Origin of the sequence: Methylobacterium durans (assembly GCF_003173715.1) — a bacterium.
GTDB classification, from domain to species: Bacteria; Pseudomonadota; Alphaproteobacteria; order Rhizobiales; family Beijerinckiaceae; genus Methylobacterium; species Methylobacterium durans.
Genome location: NZ_CP029550.1, coordinates 4,314,633 through 4,329,727, shown reverse-complemented (window position 1 = coordinate 4,329,727; position 15,095 = coordinate 4,314,633). Strand labels below are relative to the sequence as shown.

General features: G+C 64.2%; 13 protein-coding genes and 1 tRNA gene. 9 read left to right on the top strand and 5 right to left on the bottom strand.

Annotated elements, in window-relative coordinates; translation table 11 throughout:
• Positions 1 to 140 precede the first annotated feature (140 nt).
• Both DK389_RS19835 and DK389_RS19830 read right to left on the bottom strand, forming a co-directional pair.
• Positions 141 to 209, bottom strand: a tRNA-Ser gene (locus DK389_RS19835).
• On the bottom strand, positions 203 to 1,546 hold the full coding sequence (locus DK389_RS19830; RefSeq protein ID WP_162560735.1) for a tyrosine-type recombinase/integrase: 1,344 nt from the start codon (positions 1,544 to 1,546) through the stop codon (positions 203 to 205). Before DK389_RS19830 ends, DK389_RS19835 begins: the two co-directional genes overlap by 7 nt.
• 142 nt (positions 1,547 to 1,688) lie before the next feature.
• Here DK389_RS19830 and DK389_RS32615 point away from each other — a divergent pair, with 142 nt between their 5' ends.
• The gene (locus DK389_RS32615; protein WP_162560734.1) at positions 1,689 to 2,312 is read left to right on the top strand and encodes a hypothetical protein; all 624 of its coding nucleotides are present in this window, start codon (positions 1,689 to 1,691) and stop codon (positions 2,310 to 2,312) included.
• Between the two features lie 34 nt (positions 2,313 to 2,346).
• Here DK389_RS32615 and DK389_RS19825 read toward each other — a convergent pair whose 3' ends face one another.
• Positions 2,347 to 4,008: an IS1182 family transposase gene (locus tag DK389_RS19825; protein ID WP_109892104.1), complete on the bottom strand. Its 1,662-nt coding sequence runs from the start codon at positions 4,006 to 4,008 to the stop codon at positions 2,347 to 2,349.
• 320 nt (positions 4,009 to 4,328) lie between these two features.
• On the opposite strand from DK389_RS19825, the gene DK389_RS32610 reads away from it, so the two are divergent.
• The 4 genes from DK389_RS32610 to DK389_RS19815 all read left to right on the top strand — a co-directional run bounded on the left by DK389_RS32610 (position 4,329) and on the right by DK389_RS19815 (position 6,873).
• Positions 4,329 to 4,766 (top strand): hypothetical protein, encoded by a 438-nt coding sequence (locus tag DK389_RS32610; RefSeq protein ID WP_162560733.1) that lies wholly within the window; start codon positions 4,329 to 4,331, stop codon positions 4,764 to 4,766.
• Positions 4,763 to 5,017, top strand: a complete 255-nt coding sequence (locus DK389_RS35705; protein WP_418291955.1) for a DUF6074 family protein — start codon at positions 4,763 to 4,765, stop codon at positions 5,015 to 5,017. Before DK389_RS32610 ends, DK389_RS35705 begins: the two co-directional genes overlap by 4 nt.
• A gap of 824 nt (positions 5,018 to 5,841) precedes the next feature.
• Positions 5,842 to 6,270, top strand: coding sequence for a hypothetical protein (locus tag DK389_RS32605; protein ID WP_162560732.1), 429 nt, complete (start codon positions 5,842 to 5,844; stop codon positions 6,268 to 6,270).
• 204 nt (positions 6,271 to 6,474) lie between these two features.
• Entirely contained in the window at positions 6,475 to 6,873 is a 399-nt protein-coding gene (locus DK389_RS19815) for a transcription initiation factor IIE subunit beta family protein (protein ID WP_109892102.1), read from the top strand.
• A 2,043-nt stretch (positions 6,874 to 8,916) separates the two neighbouring features.
• On the opposite strand, the gene DK389_RS19810 is transcribed toward DK389_RS19815, so the two are convergent.
• A complete protein-coding gene (locus DK389_RS19810; protein WP_109896622.1) occupies positions 8,917 to 9,930 on the bottom strand; it encodes a SphA family protein in 1,014 nt (337 codons plus the stop codon).
• Between the two features lie 421 nt (positions 9,931 to 10,351).
• On the opposite strand from DK389_RS19810, the gene DK389_RS32600 reads away from it, so the two are divergent.
• Together DK389_RS32600 and DK389_RS19805 are read left to right on the top strand one after the other, a co-directional pair.
• Positions 10,352 to 10,639, top strand: coding sequence for a hypothetical protein (locus tag DK389_RS32600; RefSeq protein WP_162560731.1), 288 nt, complete (start codon positions 10,352 to 10,354; stop codon positions 10,637 to 10,639).
• A 98-nt stretch (positions 10,640 to 10,737) separates the two neighbouring features.
• Positions 10,738 to 11,844, top strand: a complete 1,107-nt coding sequence (locus DK389_RS19805; RefSeq protein ID WP_162560730.1) for an AraC family transcriptional regulator — start codon at positions 10,738 to 10,740, stop codon at positions 11,842 to 11,844.
• A 52-nt stretch (positions 11,845 to 11,896) separates the two neighbouring features.
• On the opposite strand, the gene DK389_RS19800 is transcribed toward DK389_RS19805, so the two are convergent.
• Entirely contained in the window at positions 11,897 to 12,127 is a 231-nt protein-coding gene (locus DK389_RS19800; protein WP_109892098.1) for a hypothetical protein, read from the bottom strand.
• A 130-nt stretch (positions 12,128 to 12,257) separates the two neighbouring features.
• Between DK389_RS19800 and DK389_RS19795 the strand changes: the two genes are divergently transcribed.
• A complete protein-coding gene (locus DK389_RS19795) occupies positions 12,258 to 13,175 on the top strand; it encodes a formylglycine-generating enzyme family protein (protein WP_162560994.1) in 918 nt (305 codons plus the stop codon).
• Positions 13,176 to 13,207: 32 nt separating this feature from the next.
• Positions 13,208 to 15,034 carry an arylsulfatase gene (locus DK389_RS19790; protein ID WP_109896620.1) on the top strand — a complete coding sequence of 609 codons (1,827 nt, stop codon included), beginning with the start codon at positions 13,208 to 13,210 and terminating at the stop codon, positions 15,032 to 15,034.
• Positions 15,035 to 15,095: the final 61 nt, after the last annotated feature.

The window sequence follows — 15,095 nt, the reverse complement described above, 5'->3', positions numbered from 1 at the left end:
GAATTGGACAGAGCGCGCTAGCAGCGCGCTGTCCGTATTGCGTGGGGCCCGGCGCGAGATGCCACCGCCCGGGTGGGCACCCGAAGGCACCGCCGGAGGAGAATAACCGGTTGGTCGAAAGCTTTCGCGGACGCCGAGCGTGGCGACCCCGGTAGGGCTCGAACCTACGACCTGCCGCTTAGAAGGCGACCTGGGCCATGCACTAAGCCATTACCGGCGTTGCCGAAACTACTTCGTTGTCATTCTCGTGTTGCGTTGGTGTTGCCGGCTGTGCGTCGCCAAGCACCGAAAGCTCCCCTGCAGTAGCAGCGCGCCGGTCCGTCCGTCCAGAGTTGAACAGGTGGCCATAGACCCTTTGCGTGAACTCCGGCGACTCGTGTCCGGCCCACTCCGCCACCTGCTTGATGTTGGCGCCCTCATCGATCCAGAGGCTCACAGCAAAGTGCCGAAAGCTGTGCGCTGTCCACCTCGGCGAGCCATCTGCGCTGACGATGCCGAGGGCGACCTGTAGCGGCGCGATCTGCCGGTTTACAATGTTCGGATAGCCGAGCGGAGTACCGGTCTCGGACGGAAAGACCAACCCATCCGTCCGCCCGCTCACCGCCTGCCAATTCGCTAGGATTGCGGCGAGCTGCGGACCGATCGGAATGCTTCGCAGCCCGGCAACCGTCTTCACTGCCTCCCGGACATTGTAGCGGTCGACCGCTTCGCGTACCTCAAGATGCTCCGCGCGAACTCGGTGCCACCCGAGCCCTCTCGCCTCTCCGATCCGAAGCCCTGCTAGGGCCATCGTCGCCAACATGGGCCGAAGCCAAGGTGGTGGCCGAAAGGCCTCGGTCTCTGCTTCCGGATGCTCGGCCCTAAACGCCCTCAGCGCCGAGATCGGATGCTGCGCTGACGTGCGACGCACGTCGATGGTCTGGAGGCCCGCTGCCGTGCGCGCGCGGGCGATTAGAAAGAGCGCATCAAAATCGGCAGCAGCGGCGAGCATGGCGCGTACAGCATCACGTTCTGGGATCCGCACCCTCTCTTCTGCATCGCGAATCTCGGCTCGGCGCGTGCGCCGCCGACTGCGCAGGGAGCGGACGGGATTGCTGTAGGCGAGGCGCCGGCGAATCGCTTCGTCGAAGATTGCACCGAGCACGATGCGAGCTCGCCGGCAGGTGTCGTCGGTCCGGCCCTCCGCCCTCAGCTTCTCAAGCCAATCGCCGACGTCTGCCGGATGCACCTTCGGTAGCAAGCGCGAGCCGAGGAATGGCTGCACGTGGCCGCGGTAGTACACGCGGTAATTGTGCAGCGTGGCGCCGGCCGCTTTGTCGATCTCGAGGGCGCTGATCAACAGCGCATAGCCCTGGTCCACGGTGCTGGCAGCGCGGTCCGGCACGTGGTTGCCGGCTGCGACTTCGCTCCGAGCTCGCGTCAAAAACGTGTCCGCCTCCCGCTTGGTAGGAAATTGCTTGAAGCGGCGCGCCCCTCCGCCGTCGGTGTATCCCGCCAGCCAAACGACCTTACCGCTTGGAAGCGTTCGCTTTCGGATCGTTGCCATTCTTCCTCACAAAGCTGCTTACAAAAATTGCTGCAGCTTCGTATGAAGCTACATCAGACGAGGCTTGACGCAAGAAATTTCGTTCGATACAACATCATACGAGAGGTGCCGATCCGTGGCGGTAATTAGCGATCTCGTCCGCGTGGTGGCCAAGGTTGAAGGCCTCGAAGAGAACTTCGTCAGCGTTTACGCTCGCGCGGCCCGTGAAGCGGGCCTTATCAGTCATCATGGAAGAGGCCGTAATGCAGCGAGGATGACGCCGATCGATGCTGCAAATCTCCTCATCGCGGTGAACGCTAGTAGTTTGGCTAAAAATGTTCCGAAGACAATACAGAAATATTCCGAACTCCGAAGAGCGCGAGATGGAGGGCATTACCTTGGTGCTTGCGATGTCGCTGACAGAATTAGTGCGAAGGGCGTGTCGTTTGCGGAAGCTCTCGCACAGCTAATGGAGACAGAGGACGAACGCAGCAACGTGGAGGTGCTGTTGGAGGCTGCAAAAGATCCTTCGTTCTCGAAGCTGCAGCCGCACATGAGATCGGGCTTGAAAGTCGAATTTGAGGGGCCGTATCCAGCCGGAAGAATAGTAATCAAAGCACTTTCGGAAGTCGGTGTGGCGCAGACCCCAAGGCTAATTAATAAGGCTGATTTTTTATATATTCGGCAGGCAGAGCGTCCTTTAGGCGAGATATTTGGTGATCGTGTGCAAACTACTTCAATTAGCGGCTTGACGCTTCGGGCGGTGGCTCAAGTTCTTCGTACTTAAAATAGGAGTCGGACACTGTTGGCGAATTCGACAGCTATGCCGTGAGGGCCTTGAAGCGTGAGGTGCGCGTGGGTGCCAGCGGACGCAGCGAGAGCCAGGCAGCGAGGCGATCGACGTTGAGAGCGGCTGCCGTCGCCACGCTCTGCAAGGTCGTCTTCGCCAGCCCGCGGTAGCGTGCCCGGCGCAGGCCGAAGCTGCGTACGCCTTGCGCGATCGTCGCCTCGATGCCTTGCCGCTGCCCGTAGAGCCGCCGGCCTTCCTCGCTCTCCTGCCGCTGCCGCGCAGCCGCCAACGCCTCGTGCTCGGCGCGCGGATGCAGGCTGAGGCGGCGGCTCGCCGCCCGGGTACAACGCGGCTTGGCAGGGCATAGGCGGCAGACGGCGGGCTTGAAGCCCGCGCGGATGAATGGGCGTCCGCTCGCCTTGTCCCGGTAGGCGCCCCAACTCGTGCTCTCGTGCCCCTCGGGGCAGCGCACGCGGTGGCGCTCCCAGTCGACCGCGAAGTCGGTGACCTGGAACGCATCCTCCTCACGCATCTGCCAACTCTGGTTCGGCCGCGTCGGGCCGATCAGGGCGATGCCATGCCGCTCGCGGGCCGTGACCAGATGCTCGGCGCTCACGTAGGCAGCGTCGACCAGGTGCTCGCAAGGGAGCAGTCCCGAGCTGGCCAGGGCGGCATGGATCGCGGCGGTGCGCATCGCCTCGTGCACGTTGGCTGGCGTCGTGTCGGTGTGAACGACCAGCCGAGGCAGGTCGGGGTCGCAGGTCTCAGTCAGGTGGACCATGTAGCCGGTCCAGTCGGTTCCGGACTTGGCCCGGAACCGAGCATCGACGTCGTAGGGCGACTCGATCCGGTCACCGGGTCCACGCCCCTGCACCGGGCGCAATCGGATGCCGGCCCCAGCAAGTGGGCTGCCGTCACCTGCGCGCGCGAAGTGCCGCGCCCACACCCGGCGCAGCACGGCGACGGATGGCAAGGCGACAGCGAGTGGCGGGGCGTCCGCGCCATCCAGCGCGTCGAGCAGGCGGCAGCCGTCGGCCCCGACCTGGAGCACGTAAACCTCGCGTTTGAGGCCGGTCGTGGGCAGGCGCGCATCCTCGATCCGGCGATCGTAGCGCTCGTGCCAGTCGGATGGGACGACCCGGCGCAGCCAGTCGGGGACAAGGGCTGCGACCGCGTTGAGAGCCGCGCGCAGCGTCTCGGCCAGCAGTTCGATCCGGTTGAGGTCGCGCACCGCGGCGAGCACGTGGGTGCTGTCGGTGCGTTGGCGCCCGCGCCCCTTGAGCACGCCCTGGTCGCGTGCGGCGTCGAGGATGCGGGCCAGCAGCCGTCCGGTGGCATCGTGCTGCAGCAGCCGGCCGCGGAACTCGCACAAGACACTGTAGTCGAAGCCTGGATCGGTGAGGTCGAGGGCGAGCAGGTACTTCCAGTCGATGCGAGCACGGACTGCCTCGGCGGCCTGGCGGTCGCTCAGTCCTTCCCGGAACTGCAGGAGCGTGACGAGGGCCAGACGCCAGGGTGCGTAGGCGGGCTGGCCGCGCGCGGGATAGAGGTCGGCGAACTCAGTGTCGGCGAAGATGGTGCCGAGGCGGGTGCGCAGGAGCAGATAGGGATTGCCGCGTCGGAACGCGATCTGGGCGACGCGAGCGGTATCTTCAGGCACAGGTGGGAGCGGTGATTGCAACCGGAGCGACATGGGCGACCTCCGAGCGGGACGCTCAGCCTACGCCCAGCACCCTACCTTCCGGAATTCGCCAACAGTGTCGGAGTCGTTTATGAACGATGTTTCGACGCGCCCCTTGGGTGCGAACGGGAGCGGCTTGCCGCTCGCTGAGGATCTAATGACCGGGGCGGATGCGATCGCCGAATTTATGTTCGGCGATACGTCCGGGACCAACCGGCGCCGGGTCTATCATGCGGCTGATAAGCTCGGCCTCCCGACCTTTAAGCTGGGGGAACGATTTGCGCTCGGCGCAGCACTATTCTGCAGTGGATTGAGCGACAGGAGAACGTGGCGTGAGCAACCTAGTCTCCCCCATCTATATCGGGACGCTAAACGGCAGGCCACTCCGCTTCTTCAAGGCGCCGCTGCCCGAGCCCCACTTGGTCTGGCACGCATGGGATGACTTGGTCGCCTGTTCAGATTTGCCTCGCGATCGGCGTAGAGCGTTAAAAAACTCTCTTCAGCACGATCATGGAGAGAAAATCAGAACAGTTGCCACGCTCAGCGGAATTGTAACTATCGCTCCGCATTTCATGGCTCAAGGCTTTATCGGCTCGATGGTAGAAAATGGCTTCATGCCCGCATCTGCTGACATGAGCTACACCATCCAGTCCGTTGATGCCTGGAATGTAATGATGAGCTGCGTTGCGGAACCACAGAGCAGAAAGCTTTTTCTCGAAGCATTCTGCAATACAAATCAGATCGGCTCCTGCAAGGCAGGTGCACCGTGAGTGCGACCGTCCTCCCGTTCCCTCGGTCTCGCCATCGGCGGTTCATCCACCGACACGCTGGGCACATGGCGGCCGCGGTGACCACAGCGAAAGCCGAAGCGCATCTGCAGCGACAATTGCAAGTTCAGCGCGAGACCCTTCAGCGCCGCGGCGTGGCGCCGGAATCCATTTCGGCTGAGCTCACCGCGATTGAGGGTAACATCCGCGCTGCGTGCTGGTCCCTTCTTTTGGCCCCTGGGGGCGCGGCGTGACAGACCACCTCACGCGGCGAAGAGCCGATGCGACCGGGCGCTCAACGGGCAAACTCGCAGACCCCAAGTTTCGCAAGTTGAACTCTCCACCTCCTAACGAGGCGTGGATCTGGCTCACGCAATCGATCCTTGAGAGCTACGCTTGGCGAGCTTTGTCGGGGGCTGGGCAGAAAGCTGTCTGCCGGATCGCTCTCGAGCATATGGCGCATGGCGGATCCCAGAACGGTGATTTACCGGTTCCGTGGTCGGATTTCGAGGCTTATGGGATCGGATCGGCCTCGGTTCTGCCTGCGCTGAAGGAAGCGATTGCTGTAGGCCTGATCCAGCGCACGGATCCTGGCCACAAAGCCTGGGGCGGCTTCAGGGGACGCGCCGCGCGGTATCGACTCTGCTGGCTGCCTACCCATGATGGGCAGCCACCGCTCGAGAGTTGGCGGCGGTTCGAGTCACTCGCGCAAGCCAGGAAGACTGCTTCCGCCGCGCGCCGATCGGTCGAGTCGGATCGCAGACAGGTCAGTGAGGCCGCAGACACAGGAATGCTGAGGAGGAGATTTGGGCGCGCGCAATAGGCGAGCAGAGCTTTCGACCACCTCTGAATCCGAAGCGCTTCCACCCCTAATCTGAAGCTAAATCCCCCTCCCCCACCCCTATATCAGAGGTGGAAATGAGCCAGGTCTCCACCCTTAATTTGTGGGGACTCTAAATATCTTGGCCGGGTATGCGCGCAGGCAGCGCATCGGCCACGGTCACCGATCCATCTACCTTTCAAGAACACCGCCCATGGCGGCTGTGTGCCCTCGCGCTGTCGAGGAGAGGAGAGAGCTATGCCTTCTATTCAAATTGAAACCGTCCGCCCCGATCCGGCAGGCGAAGCCGTGCGCAACGTGCTTCTCCTTCTGGAAAAGATTCGAATTGGGCGCGACGAAGAATCTCCCACGGGACCGACTCGCGACCCTTCCGTGCCCCCTGTTAATTTTACTGAGCTCCGAGTTCGCTACCTCATTGTGCTCGCACTGCATCTAGCATCCAAGGCCATCCTCGCGGAGCAAGGTCCTGGTCAATCCGAAGCTCAAGATATGCGGGAACTACTCGATGCGCGTTATCATCATCTTTGGTGGGCATTCCTAAACGAAGAGGATATGCGCCTCGCGTTCTCCTTGGGCTTCGCGCCGACCAGCAGCACGACAGCCATGCAGGTGATCAGATTCTTGGAGGCGAACAGCCCCGGATATCGCGATCCTGCATGCGTCTAAGCGAACTGGCCGAGGAGGTGGTGCATGCCGCCTCCTCAGCCAGAACTGTCCCTGCTCGGGTTGAGACAGTCACGTCGTTCGAGGGGCAGAGTAGCCCAGACGCCGGCCTTGCTGGTCACGGCATAGTGTCTGTCGAACATCGTCACGTCGCCTGCCTCATGTGGCGCACTGTGCAACCCCCTTCCCCGGTTTGGAGCCGTTCAGATGTCCGATCTCAATCCCATCCTGCCTTCAGCCTCTCGATCCAGCAAACCGCCGCAGGCGATCGGCGGCGGCTACTTCATCCTTCGCCGCGCCAAGAAGGGCCGGCGTCTGACGCTGATCGGGAGATGTCCTTACGAGCATGGCAGCCTTGAGGAGGCAGAGGCGCAGGCAGAGGTTCTCGCAGTGCGGACTGGCAGCGAATTCGCGGTGTTCCGGCAGGTCGGCACGGTGATGCCTCCAGCCTCTTCGGAGATCGAGCAAGTCGCGGCTGTGCCTTTGACTGCCGACTTCATCTCCCAAGCACCTGAGCCGGTGTTCAAACCTGCCCTGATCGTGGAACGCCGCCGGAAGCGTGCCACCAGCCCGCACCGGACATTCAGGCAGGGTGGGCACGTCTAATGAGCCATCGTGGGGTTCGATCAGGCGCTTGAGGGCACAGAGGACCGCCCGTTAGTTCTCCAGATCGGCATCGAGTGCACGACGCCTTTGGCTCAGTGCCGACTCCAATCGTGAATTTCTGCGATCGAGTCGTTCGGGCGGACCCATCCAGTTCATCCTCAGAATGAGGCCGCCACGGTCGTTCAATAAATCCGTTCATCGCGCTGATCAGGCCGGCTGATCTGGCCAGCGTGGTGTCCACTGCCCCTAAGGGCTCCGCCGTTCCGCGCTTCGCCATTCAGCATAGTCCCAATTTCGCAACTTCTAATCGAGCAGAAACATGTCTCGGCAGACCACGTCGATGCGCCGCCGGCAGGAGAAGCAGCGCCTCTCTGATGCGATTTTCCGCGAAGCACACCCGTGGTGCGCGCGGTGCCAAGGCGAAGGCCGCAACATACCATCGGTGTTCTGCACGCCGGTGGGTCACCAGCCTCGAGAAGCCCTGTGCCGACGCCATCACGCGGGAGTGACCAGATCGGTGACCTCAGAGTCGCCCGGGCACCCCGGGGGTAGGAAAAGTCTGAGGAATTCAGGGGCCGAACCGCACTAGGTGTCAGCCGCACAGAATTTTTCCTGAGCCAGAAAATCTCGAAATCAAGATGGTAGCTCAATGGCTAACTCGCACGGCGGTCGTCGACCTGGAGCCGGACGGAAACGACGACCGCTCGTGGCGCCTAAGCCGGCCTTCATAGTGCGTGATCAGATCGAAACTCTGCCCGATAGCGAATTCGGTCGGCAGAGGCGGTGCGTTCTCGCGCTGGCCGCTTATGGTGCACGCGACGATGAAATTGGCGCCGCTGTCGGCTTGGATCCTGACACGCTAGTCGAATGCCATGCGGAGGATCTCAGACAAGGTCGCTTGATGCTCGGCGTCAATATCCGGCTCGAACTGCTCCGCGCCGCAATGGGTGACGGACGCCCATGGAGCCTGAGCGCAGCGATCTATGCGCTTCGGCACTTCCTCAGCACTCCATCAGCACCACGCGGTCGTCGCGGTTGAGGGTGGTCCGCCAATAGCCCAGTACGGAAAGCTCTCTGGGGTCGGAGCGATGCGCCACAAGCGAATTGCAGCGTGTCGGAAGCAGACCTTCCGCTTTGCGCCCATCTCAGCCATTCAACCGGCTCAGACGCCCTGTCCAAAGCGGTGATTCGCGGACTGAGCGTTACGGAACCGGAATAGTTCCGTAGGTTGGACTCCTCCGCACTTGGTGGATCCGCGCTGAGACAGTGGTGCTGATAACTGAAATAGCTCACCATCAGTGTCGAGATTGCGTCCGAGCGATGCCTCCTTTTGGAGGACAAACTCCGCCAGGTAAGGCTCAGTCACTATCCGGATCTGAACGGCCTCGATGCAGGGGGCATATTTTCCTTAGCCAGATTGCTTCGCGATCAGTGCGGCAGCATCTGGGACATCATTGCGGCCCGGCGACGGGCGCTCCGCGGTAAAGCATCCACACACGGTCTCGCGGGGGCCCAGCCCAGCGAGCGCGGGCTAGCAGCTAAAAAAGCAAGTTTTTGCTCGCGGTCTCAGACGTGTGAATGCACGGCTCGACCGCTTTCGCCTCGACCAGCGGCGCGAGGAGGCATGGGCCAACCTGGCTATCGCCCTGAAGCGCAAAGGCTCGCGCGGGCGAAATCCTCCTATGTCGGGGCGTACTCCAGGCATCGCATGCGCCCGGCTGAGAGCGAGCGCGCGAACGTCCCGCTTGAGCGGAACGAGGTCGGCCGTGTCTCGCAAGCTGGGAAGGAAGCCCAAGCCGGACGCGTTACTTGGGGGTCTGGCCGACCACAGCCGGCCAACGCCCACTGCTCGGCGAGTAGGGGAACTGAAGCGTCATCGTGGCTCACCTGAGTGGATGCCAAGCTCAAGATGCGTTGGGCATGCACACTCCTCGCTCTCGTCTGGATCGCATGAGCGCAGACCCCGCCCACGTTCGTCGGTTCACGTGGATTTTGCCTGTCATCACTGCAGGTTGTTGGGGTCCACGGCCTTTTCGGCGCCCCTCAGTACTTCGTGACGAGCGGCTTGGCCTCGGCCACTGGCTTCGGCGGGGCAACCCAGAGCGGGGCCGAGATCGAAAGGTAAGTCGCCGTGCCGGTGAAGCGGTTCCTGACGTCGAACTCGCGGAAGAACCGAACGTTCGTCGAGACCGGGATCTCGCCGACCTTGAAGGTGTAGCCGATCTGGCCGCCGAGCGAGGTGACCCGTCCCTTGAACGGCCCGATCCGGTTGCCAGCGCCGCTGTCGCCGGTCAGCTGATCGTAGTAGTAGCCAACGAGACCGATCGACAGCTCCTTGCTCAGATACTTCGAGGCCGACCATTCCAGATGGAACTCAGTGCCGGTCAGGTACTGGGTCGCCGGGTTGATCCAGTTGAAGGTGATGCCCGGCACCACCGAGAGCTCGTAGCCGAGGACTGGATCGAGGTAGGTGAGCGCGCCGCTGAGATCGAGCGCCGGGCGGTTGAGCGCGATGTTGGACAGCTGGCCGTTCTGGAAGGAGCCGGATGGCACGACGCCTAGCAGCGTGCCGCTCCAGTGCCAGTTGCCGGAATGCCAGCCGACGAACGAGGCAAGATATATGTCGCCGACGTTGAAGACGGCGTCATGCTCGCGCCCGGCGATGACGCGGTCGATGCGCGGTGAGGCGAGCACTGCCCCGGCGCTGATGTTGGGCGTGCCGAACGGGATGGTCAGGGAGAAGCCGAGGTTGCCGCCGAGGATCTCGACGGGGGTGACCCAGATCGGCGTGGCGAAGTTCGCGCTCGTGTCATTCTTGACGCGCGCGGCGACGACGCCACCGCCCTGGAAGACACGGCCGCCGCCGAGATCGCCCGAGTAGTAGTAGGTCTCGCTCTCGAAGTAGAAGCCCGGCGGCGGCGTCACGCCCGCGAGGGGACCGCGGTTGCCCAGCACGTAGATGCCTTGCGCATATTCGGCCGCCTGCGCGTCCGGCGTGGCCTGCAGCGCTGCGGCGCACAGAAACGCGAAGCAAACCGACCGCCAAGATTTCGGCATGATCACGCCCTCCGCGAACTCAGACCTTACGGCCAAGGTTTCAGAGCCGCGAAAAGCTTACAAGGATTAACCTCGTACGGCGGCGCACCGCTCGCGGCGTTGTTGCAAAATTGTGTCTCGATCCGCTCGTCGGCACGCCCAGGGCAGCCGCCTGCATCTGACATCGGGAGAGCCGGAGGCAGCGGCTTGCATCCAAGCAGGACCGGTTGGTGCGATCAAAACGGAGGCGTCTGTCCAAAGGCGTCTGTCCCATAGGGTCAAGCAGGATCTCTCGGCGGCCATACGGTGACGCTGCTGAGCTCGCCTGGACCTTGCAGGCGGGATCACGGAATCCATCGCGGGCGCTGTGCTGCTCCCGGTGCGCCGAGCCCATCGCAGGCTCCGCCAACGTGGTGGGTCAGGCCGTGTCAGGAGCCATCCGATGTTTTGCTTCGCTGGCATCGCTCTCGTGGTTCTGGCCACCTCGGCTGCCTGGGGCCGCGAGCTCCCGCGCTACGACATCGAGGCAACCTGCCGCGCCGCCCCGACCCTCCAGGGCGCCGCCGGAAACACGGACCGCAACTGCCTCAGGGACGAAGCGCAAGCCCGCGCGCAGCTGGGACAGCAATGGGCCGGGTTCGACGCGCGACGCCGGGACGAGTGCGTCCAAGAGGCGAGCCTCGGCGGGTCGCCGAGCTACGTCGCCCTGCTGACGTGCCTGCAGATGTGACACGGCGGAGGTGCGTCAGGGCGGCAGAGAATCCGTCCGACCGATCCCGCCGGCCACCACACGAATGGGACACGAACCTGATCGTTCGGAGTGCACCCATGGCGCCCCATCCCTGCTTCGCGACGCACGCCGCGATCGTCCCCGATGGGCTCCATCCTCCGGCGTGGCGGATCGGCATCGGCGCCACTGACCCGCTGCATGACGCCTCGGGTTCGATCCAAGCGGCTCTTGCGCAGGAAGCCGCCTCCCTGTTGAGGCACCTCGGCGCCGATCCCGACCCCGTCATCCGGGCCGCAGGTCTGGATCCTGTCATGTTGACCGACCCGAACGCGATCATCCCGCTGGCGGCGTTCTGCGAACTCATTGCCCGCTCCGGCGCCTGCACTGGCTGCCCGCATTTCGGGCTGCTCCTCGGCCGGAGGGTGCGGCTGTCCTCTCTCGGGCTCATCGGATCCCTCATGCTGCAGTCGGAGACGGTCGGCGATGCCCTGCGCAGCCTCATCCGGCATGTCGAGATGCATTGCGTCGGCGCCACGACGGCGCTGACCGCCAAAGACGGGACGGCCGTCTGGAACTGCGTCGTCTACGAGCCCGGCACGGAATGCGCCGACCAGATCGCCGATGCCGCCGCGGCGGCGGGCACCAACGTGCTGCGGGGCCTGTGCGGCGCGGACTGGTCCCCGGAGGAGGTGCTCCTTCCACGGGCAGTACCAACGGATGAGCTAACCTATCGCGCCGTCTTCAAGGCGCCTGTCCGGTTCAACCGCGAGACGGCGGCTCTGGTCTTCCCGGCGTCTCAGCTCGACCAACCGATCCCAGGCGCCGATCCCGCGCTCCTGCAGACCCTGCGGGAGAGACTGGCGGAGCAATCGCGCAGGTCCTCTCCTGACTTCACCGCGCGGCTCCGTCACCTGCTCCGGACCGAGCTGATGCATGGCGACTGCTCCGCTGAGAGGATCGCAGGGCTCCTCTCCATGCATCGCAGAACCTTGGCCCGGCGCCTGAGAGCGGAGGGGACGGCGTTCAGCGTGGTGGCGGACGAGGGGCGCTTCGAGGTCGCCCGGCAGTTGATCGACCACACCGACATCCCCCTCGCGCAGATCGCGGCGGCGCTCGGCTTCTCCGAGGCCAGCGCCTTCACGCGGGCCTTCCGGCGCTGGTCCGGGGAGAGCCCGAGCGCCTGGCGCGCGGGGCATCGGAGATGAGGCGAGCGTCTAGATCTCCTAAGGCCCGCTTCAGCAAAGCTGGTGGGTTGTCTCAAATCATCAACGCATCGGCAAAGAAGATCATGGCCACGACGCCAAAAAGCAAATTGATGTCCCAAACTGTCAAGCGCGGTTCCGCCAATCGGTTATCGTGATGAGCGTCGGTGACCTGCGCGGCTCCTGTCAGCGCGCGGGCCGCCGCCTCGTGGAGAGACCAGCCGAGGTACGTCCCGATCGTCGTCGCGCGGCCAGCCTGCTTGGCCCCCCTCCCAACGGTGATCATGCGGCGCCGCTGAACGGCGGCCGACGATATTGAGGGACGTGCCGAAGGGGCCAAGCGAAGGGGCCAAGCCATGACGTCTGGGCTCGTCGATGTTGCCGTTCGCGCGCCGGAGCCCGCCGCTCCCCCCAGCATGCGCTGGATCCCGGGCGGGACCTTCCGGATGGGCTCGGACCGACACTATCCCGAGGAAGCCCCGGTCCATCGGGTCACGGTGGACGGCTTCTGGATGGATGAGAGCCCGGTCACGAACCGGCAGTTCAGACGGTTCGTTCACGCCACCGGCTACCGCACCGTCGCCGAGATCCCGCCCGATCCGAAGGACTATCCAGGCGCGCTGCCGCACCTGCTCTTTGCCGGGTCGCTCGTCTTCGTGCCCCCGCAAGGGCCTGTCGATCTGTCGCACTGCAGCCGGTGGTGGAGGTTCCTCGCAGGAGCGGACTGGCGCCATCCCTATGGACCGGGCAGCTCGATCAAGGGGCTCGACGATCATCCCGTCGTGCATGTCGCGTTCAAGGACGTCGCGGCCTACGCCGATTGGGCCGGGAAGGCGCTGCCGACCGAGGCCGAGTGGGAATTCGCCGCCCGCGGCGGCTTGGACGGGGCGGAGTTCGCCTGGGGTGACGAGTTTGCGCCGGGCGGTCGCCCGATGGCCAACACTTGGCAAGGAGACTTTCCCTACCTGAACACCGCTGACGGCTCATTCCGGCGGACGACTCCGGTCGGCGCCTTCCCACCGAACGGCTACGGCCTCCTCGACATGATCGGCAACGTCTGGGAGTGGACGGCCGACTGGTACGCACAGCGGCATCAGGCTGATGCCGCGAAGGTCTGCTGCATCCCCCAGAACCCGCGCGGCGGGCGCGAGGCGGACAGCCTCGATCCCCGTGATCCGCAGAGCCTGATCCCGCGCAAGGTCGTGAAGGGCGGCTCGCATCTCTGTGCGCCGAACTACTGCCGGCGCTACCGGCCGGCGGCCCGCCACCCCCAGCCCATCGACACGTCCATGAGCCATGTCGGCTTTCGGACCATCATCAGGGAGAGGAACTGATCATGAGCCACGGCGCCCCACGCGAGGCTTCGATGTCCTCACTCTCCGAGGATGCACCGGTATCCCTGCGGGAAGCGGAAACTGTGCTTCCGTGCGAGGTGCGCATCCGCTCGGAGGAGCCGCACAGGGCCGTTCGCCCGGCGTTCCGGCGGACCTGCACGGCGCTCGCTGGCGGCGTCCTGCTGGCCGCAACCGCCCTGACGCCCGCATTGTCGCAGGCGCCTCAGCAGCCGTCATCGAAGCCCAACATCCTGTTCATCATGGGAGACGACATCGGCTGGATGCAGCCCAGCATCTATCACCGCGGCCTGATGGTCGGTGACACGCCGAACATCGACCGCATCGGCCGCGAAGGGGCGATGTTCACGGATTACTACGCCGAGCAAAGCTGCACGGCCGGCCGGAACGCGTTCTTCACCGGGATGCACCCCCTGCGCACGGGGATGATCCCGCCCCAGCTTCCGGGAAGCCCGTCATACCTGCGGCCGGGCACGCCGGCGCTCGCCAAGTTCCTGCGCGACCTTGATTACAACACCGGCGAGTTCGGAAAAAACCATCTAGGCGACCACACGGACGCGCTGCCCACCGCTCACGGCTTCCAGGAGTTCTGGGGCTATCTCTACCACCTCGACGCCATGCAGGGCGTGAGCTTCCCCGACATCAACAAGAGCGCGTCCGAGCAGACCATCGCGCCGCCCTGTAGGAACACGCCGGTCCCCGGTCTGCCCGACACGCCCGGCGCCGTCGATCAGAAGACGACCCTCTGCCTGATGCCGCCGCGCCCGATGATCGCCTGCACCTCGTCCGACGGGACGGCCGCGAACCAGACCTGCAAGGACGAGGGGCCGCTGACGCTCGACCGCTCGCGGACGGTCGACGAGGAAATTTCGGCCAAGGTCGTCGACTACCTCGACCGAAACGATCCGAAGAAGACGAACAAGCCGTTCTTCGTCTGGTACAACCCGGCCCGGATGCACGTCACGACGATGCTGTCGCCGAAGTACGAGGCGATGCTGGGGGAGAAGGGCGGAAAGGACTGGGGCATCAACGAGGTCGGCATGAAGCAGCTCGACGACAACATCGGCGTCGTTCTCAAGAAGCTCGAGGAGATGGGCCAGCTGGACAACACGATCGTCGTCTTCACAACCGACAACGGGGCGGAGGTCATCACCTTTCCCGATGGCGGCACGACCCCGTTCAAGGGCGGCAAGCTGACCACCTGGGAGGGCGGCATGCGGGCGCCGCTCGTCGTCCGCTGGCCGGGTCACATCGCTCCGGGAACGGTCAAGACGGAGATGATGGCGGCGCTCGACTGGGTGCCGACGCTGGTCAACATCGCGGGCGGCGAGAAGGGAGACGGGCTGAAGAAGCGGATCGAGAGCGGCAGCTATCCAGGCATCGCCAAGACGACCCTCGACGGGGTCGATCAGCGCGACTTCCTCGAAGGCAAGGCCAAGTCGGCCCGGGACACGTTCTTCTACTATACAGGACCCGTCCCGTCGGCGGTGCGGTACAAGAACTGGAAGCTCTACTTTGCCATGGCGGGCGCGGACGCGACGGGTGGTCTGCTCGGCCCCCAGACCTTCCACTGGACCCAGATCGCCAACATCAAGCGCGACCCCTTCGAGATCACCGTGGTCGACAACAAGTCGCTTGCAGCGATGGGTGGCGTACTCGCCGCACCCAGCACGGCTTACCTCTACGACTGGAACATCCTGCCCATCGGTCAGGCCCTCTGGCTGAGGGAACTCGAAACCTATCAGGCGTACCCGCCCATGCAGGATCCGGCCAGCTACAACCTCAGCCAGGTCTTGGATCAGATCAAGAAAGCCAAGACCTCCAGCCATGCTGGCGAATAGAGGCCGGAGCTGAATCTCAGTGGTCGCCGGAATCGGCGACCACACCTGAGCAATTCAAGGT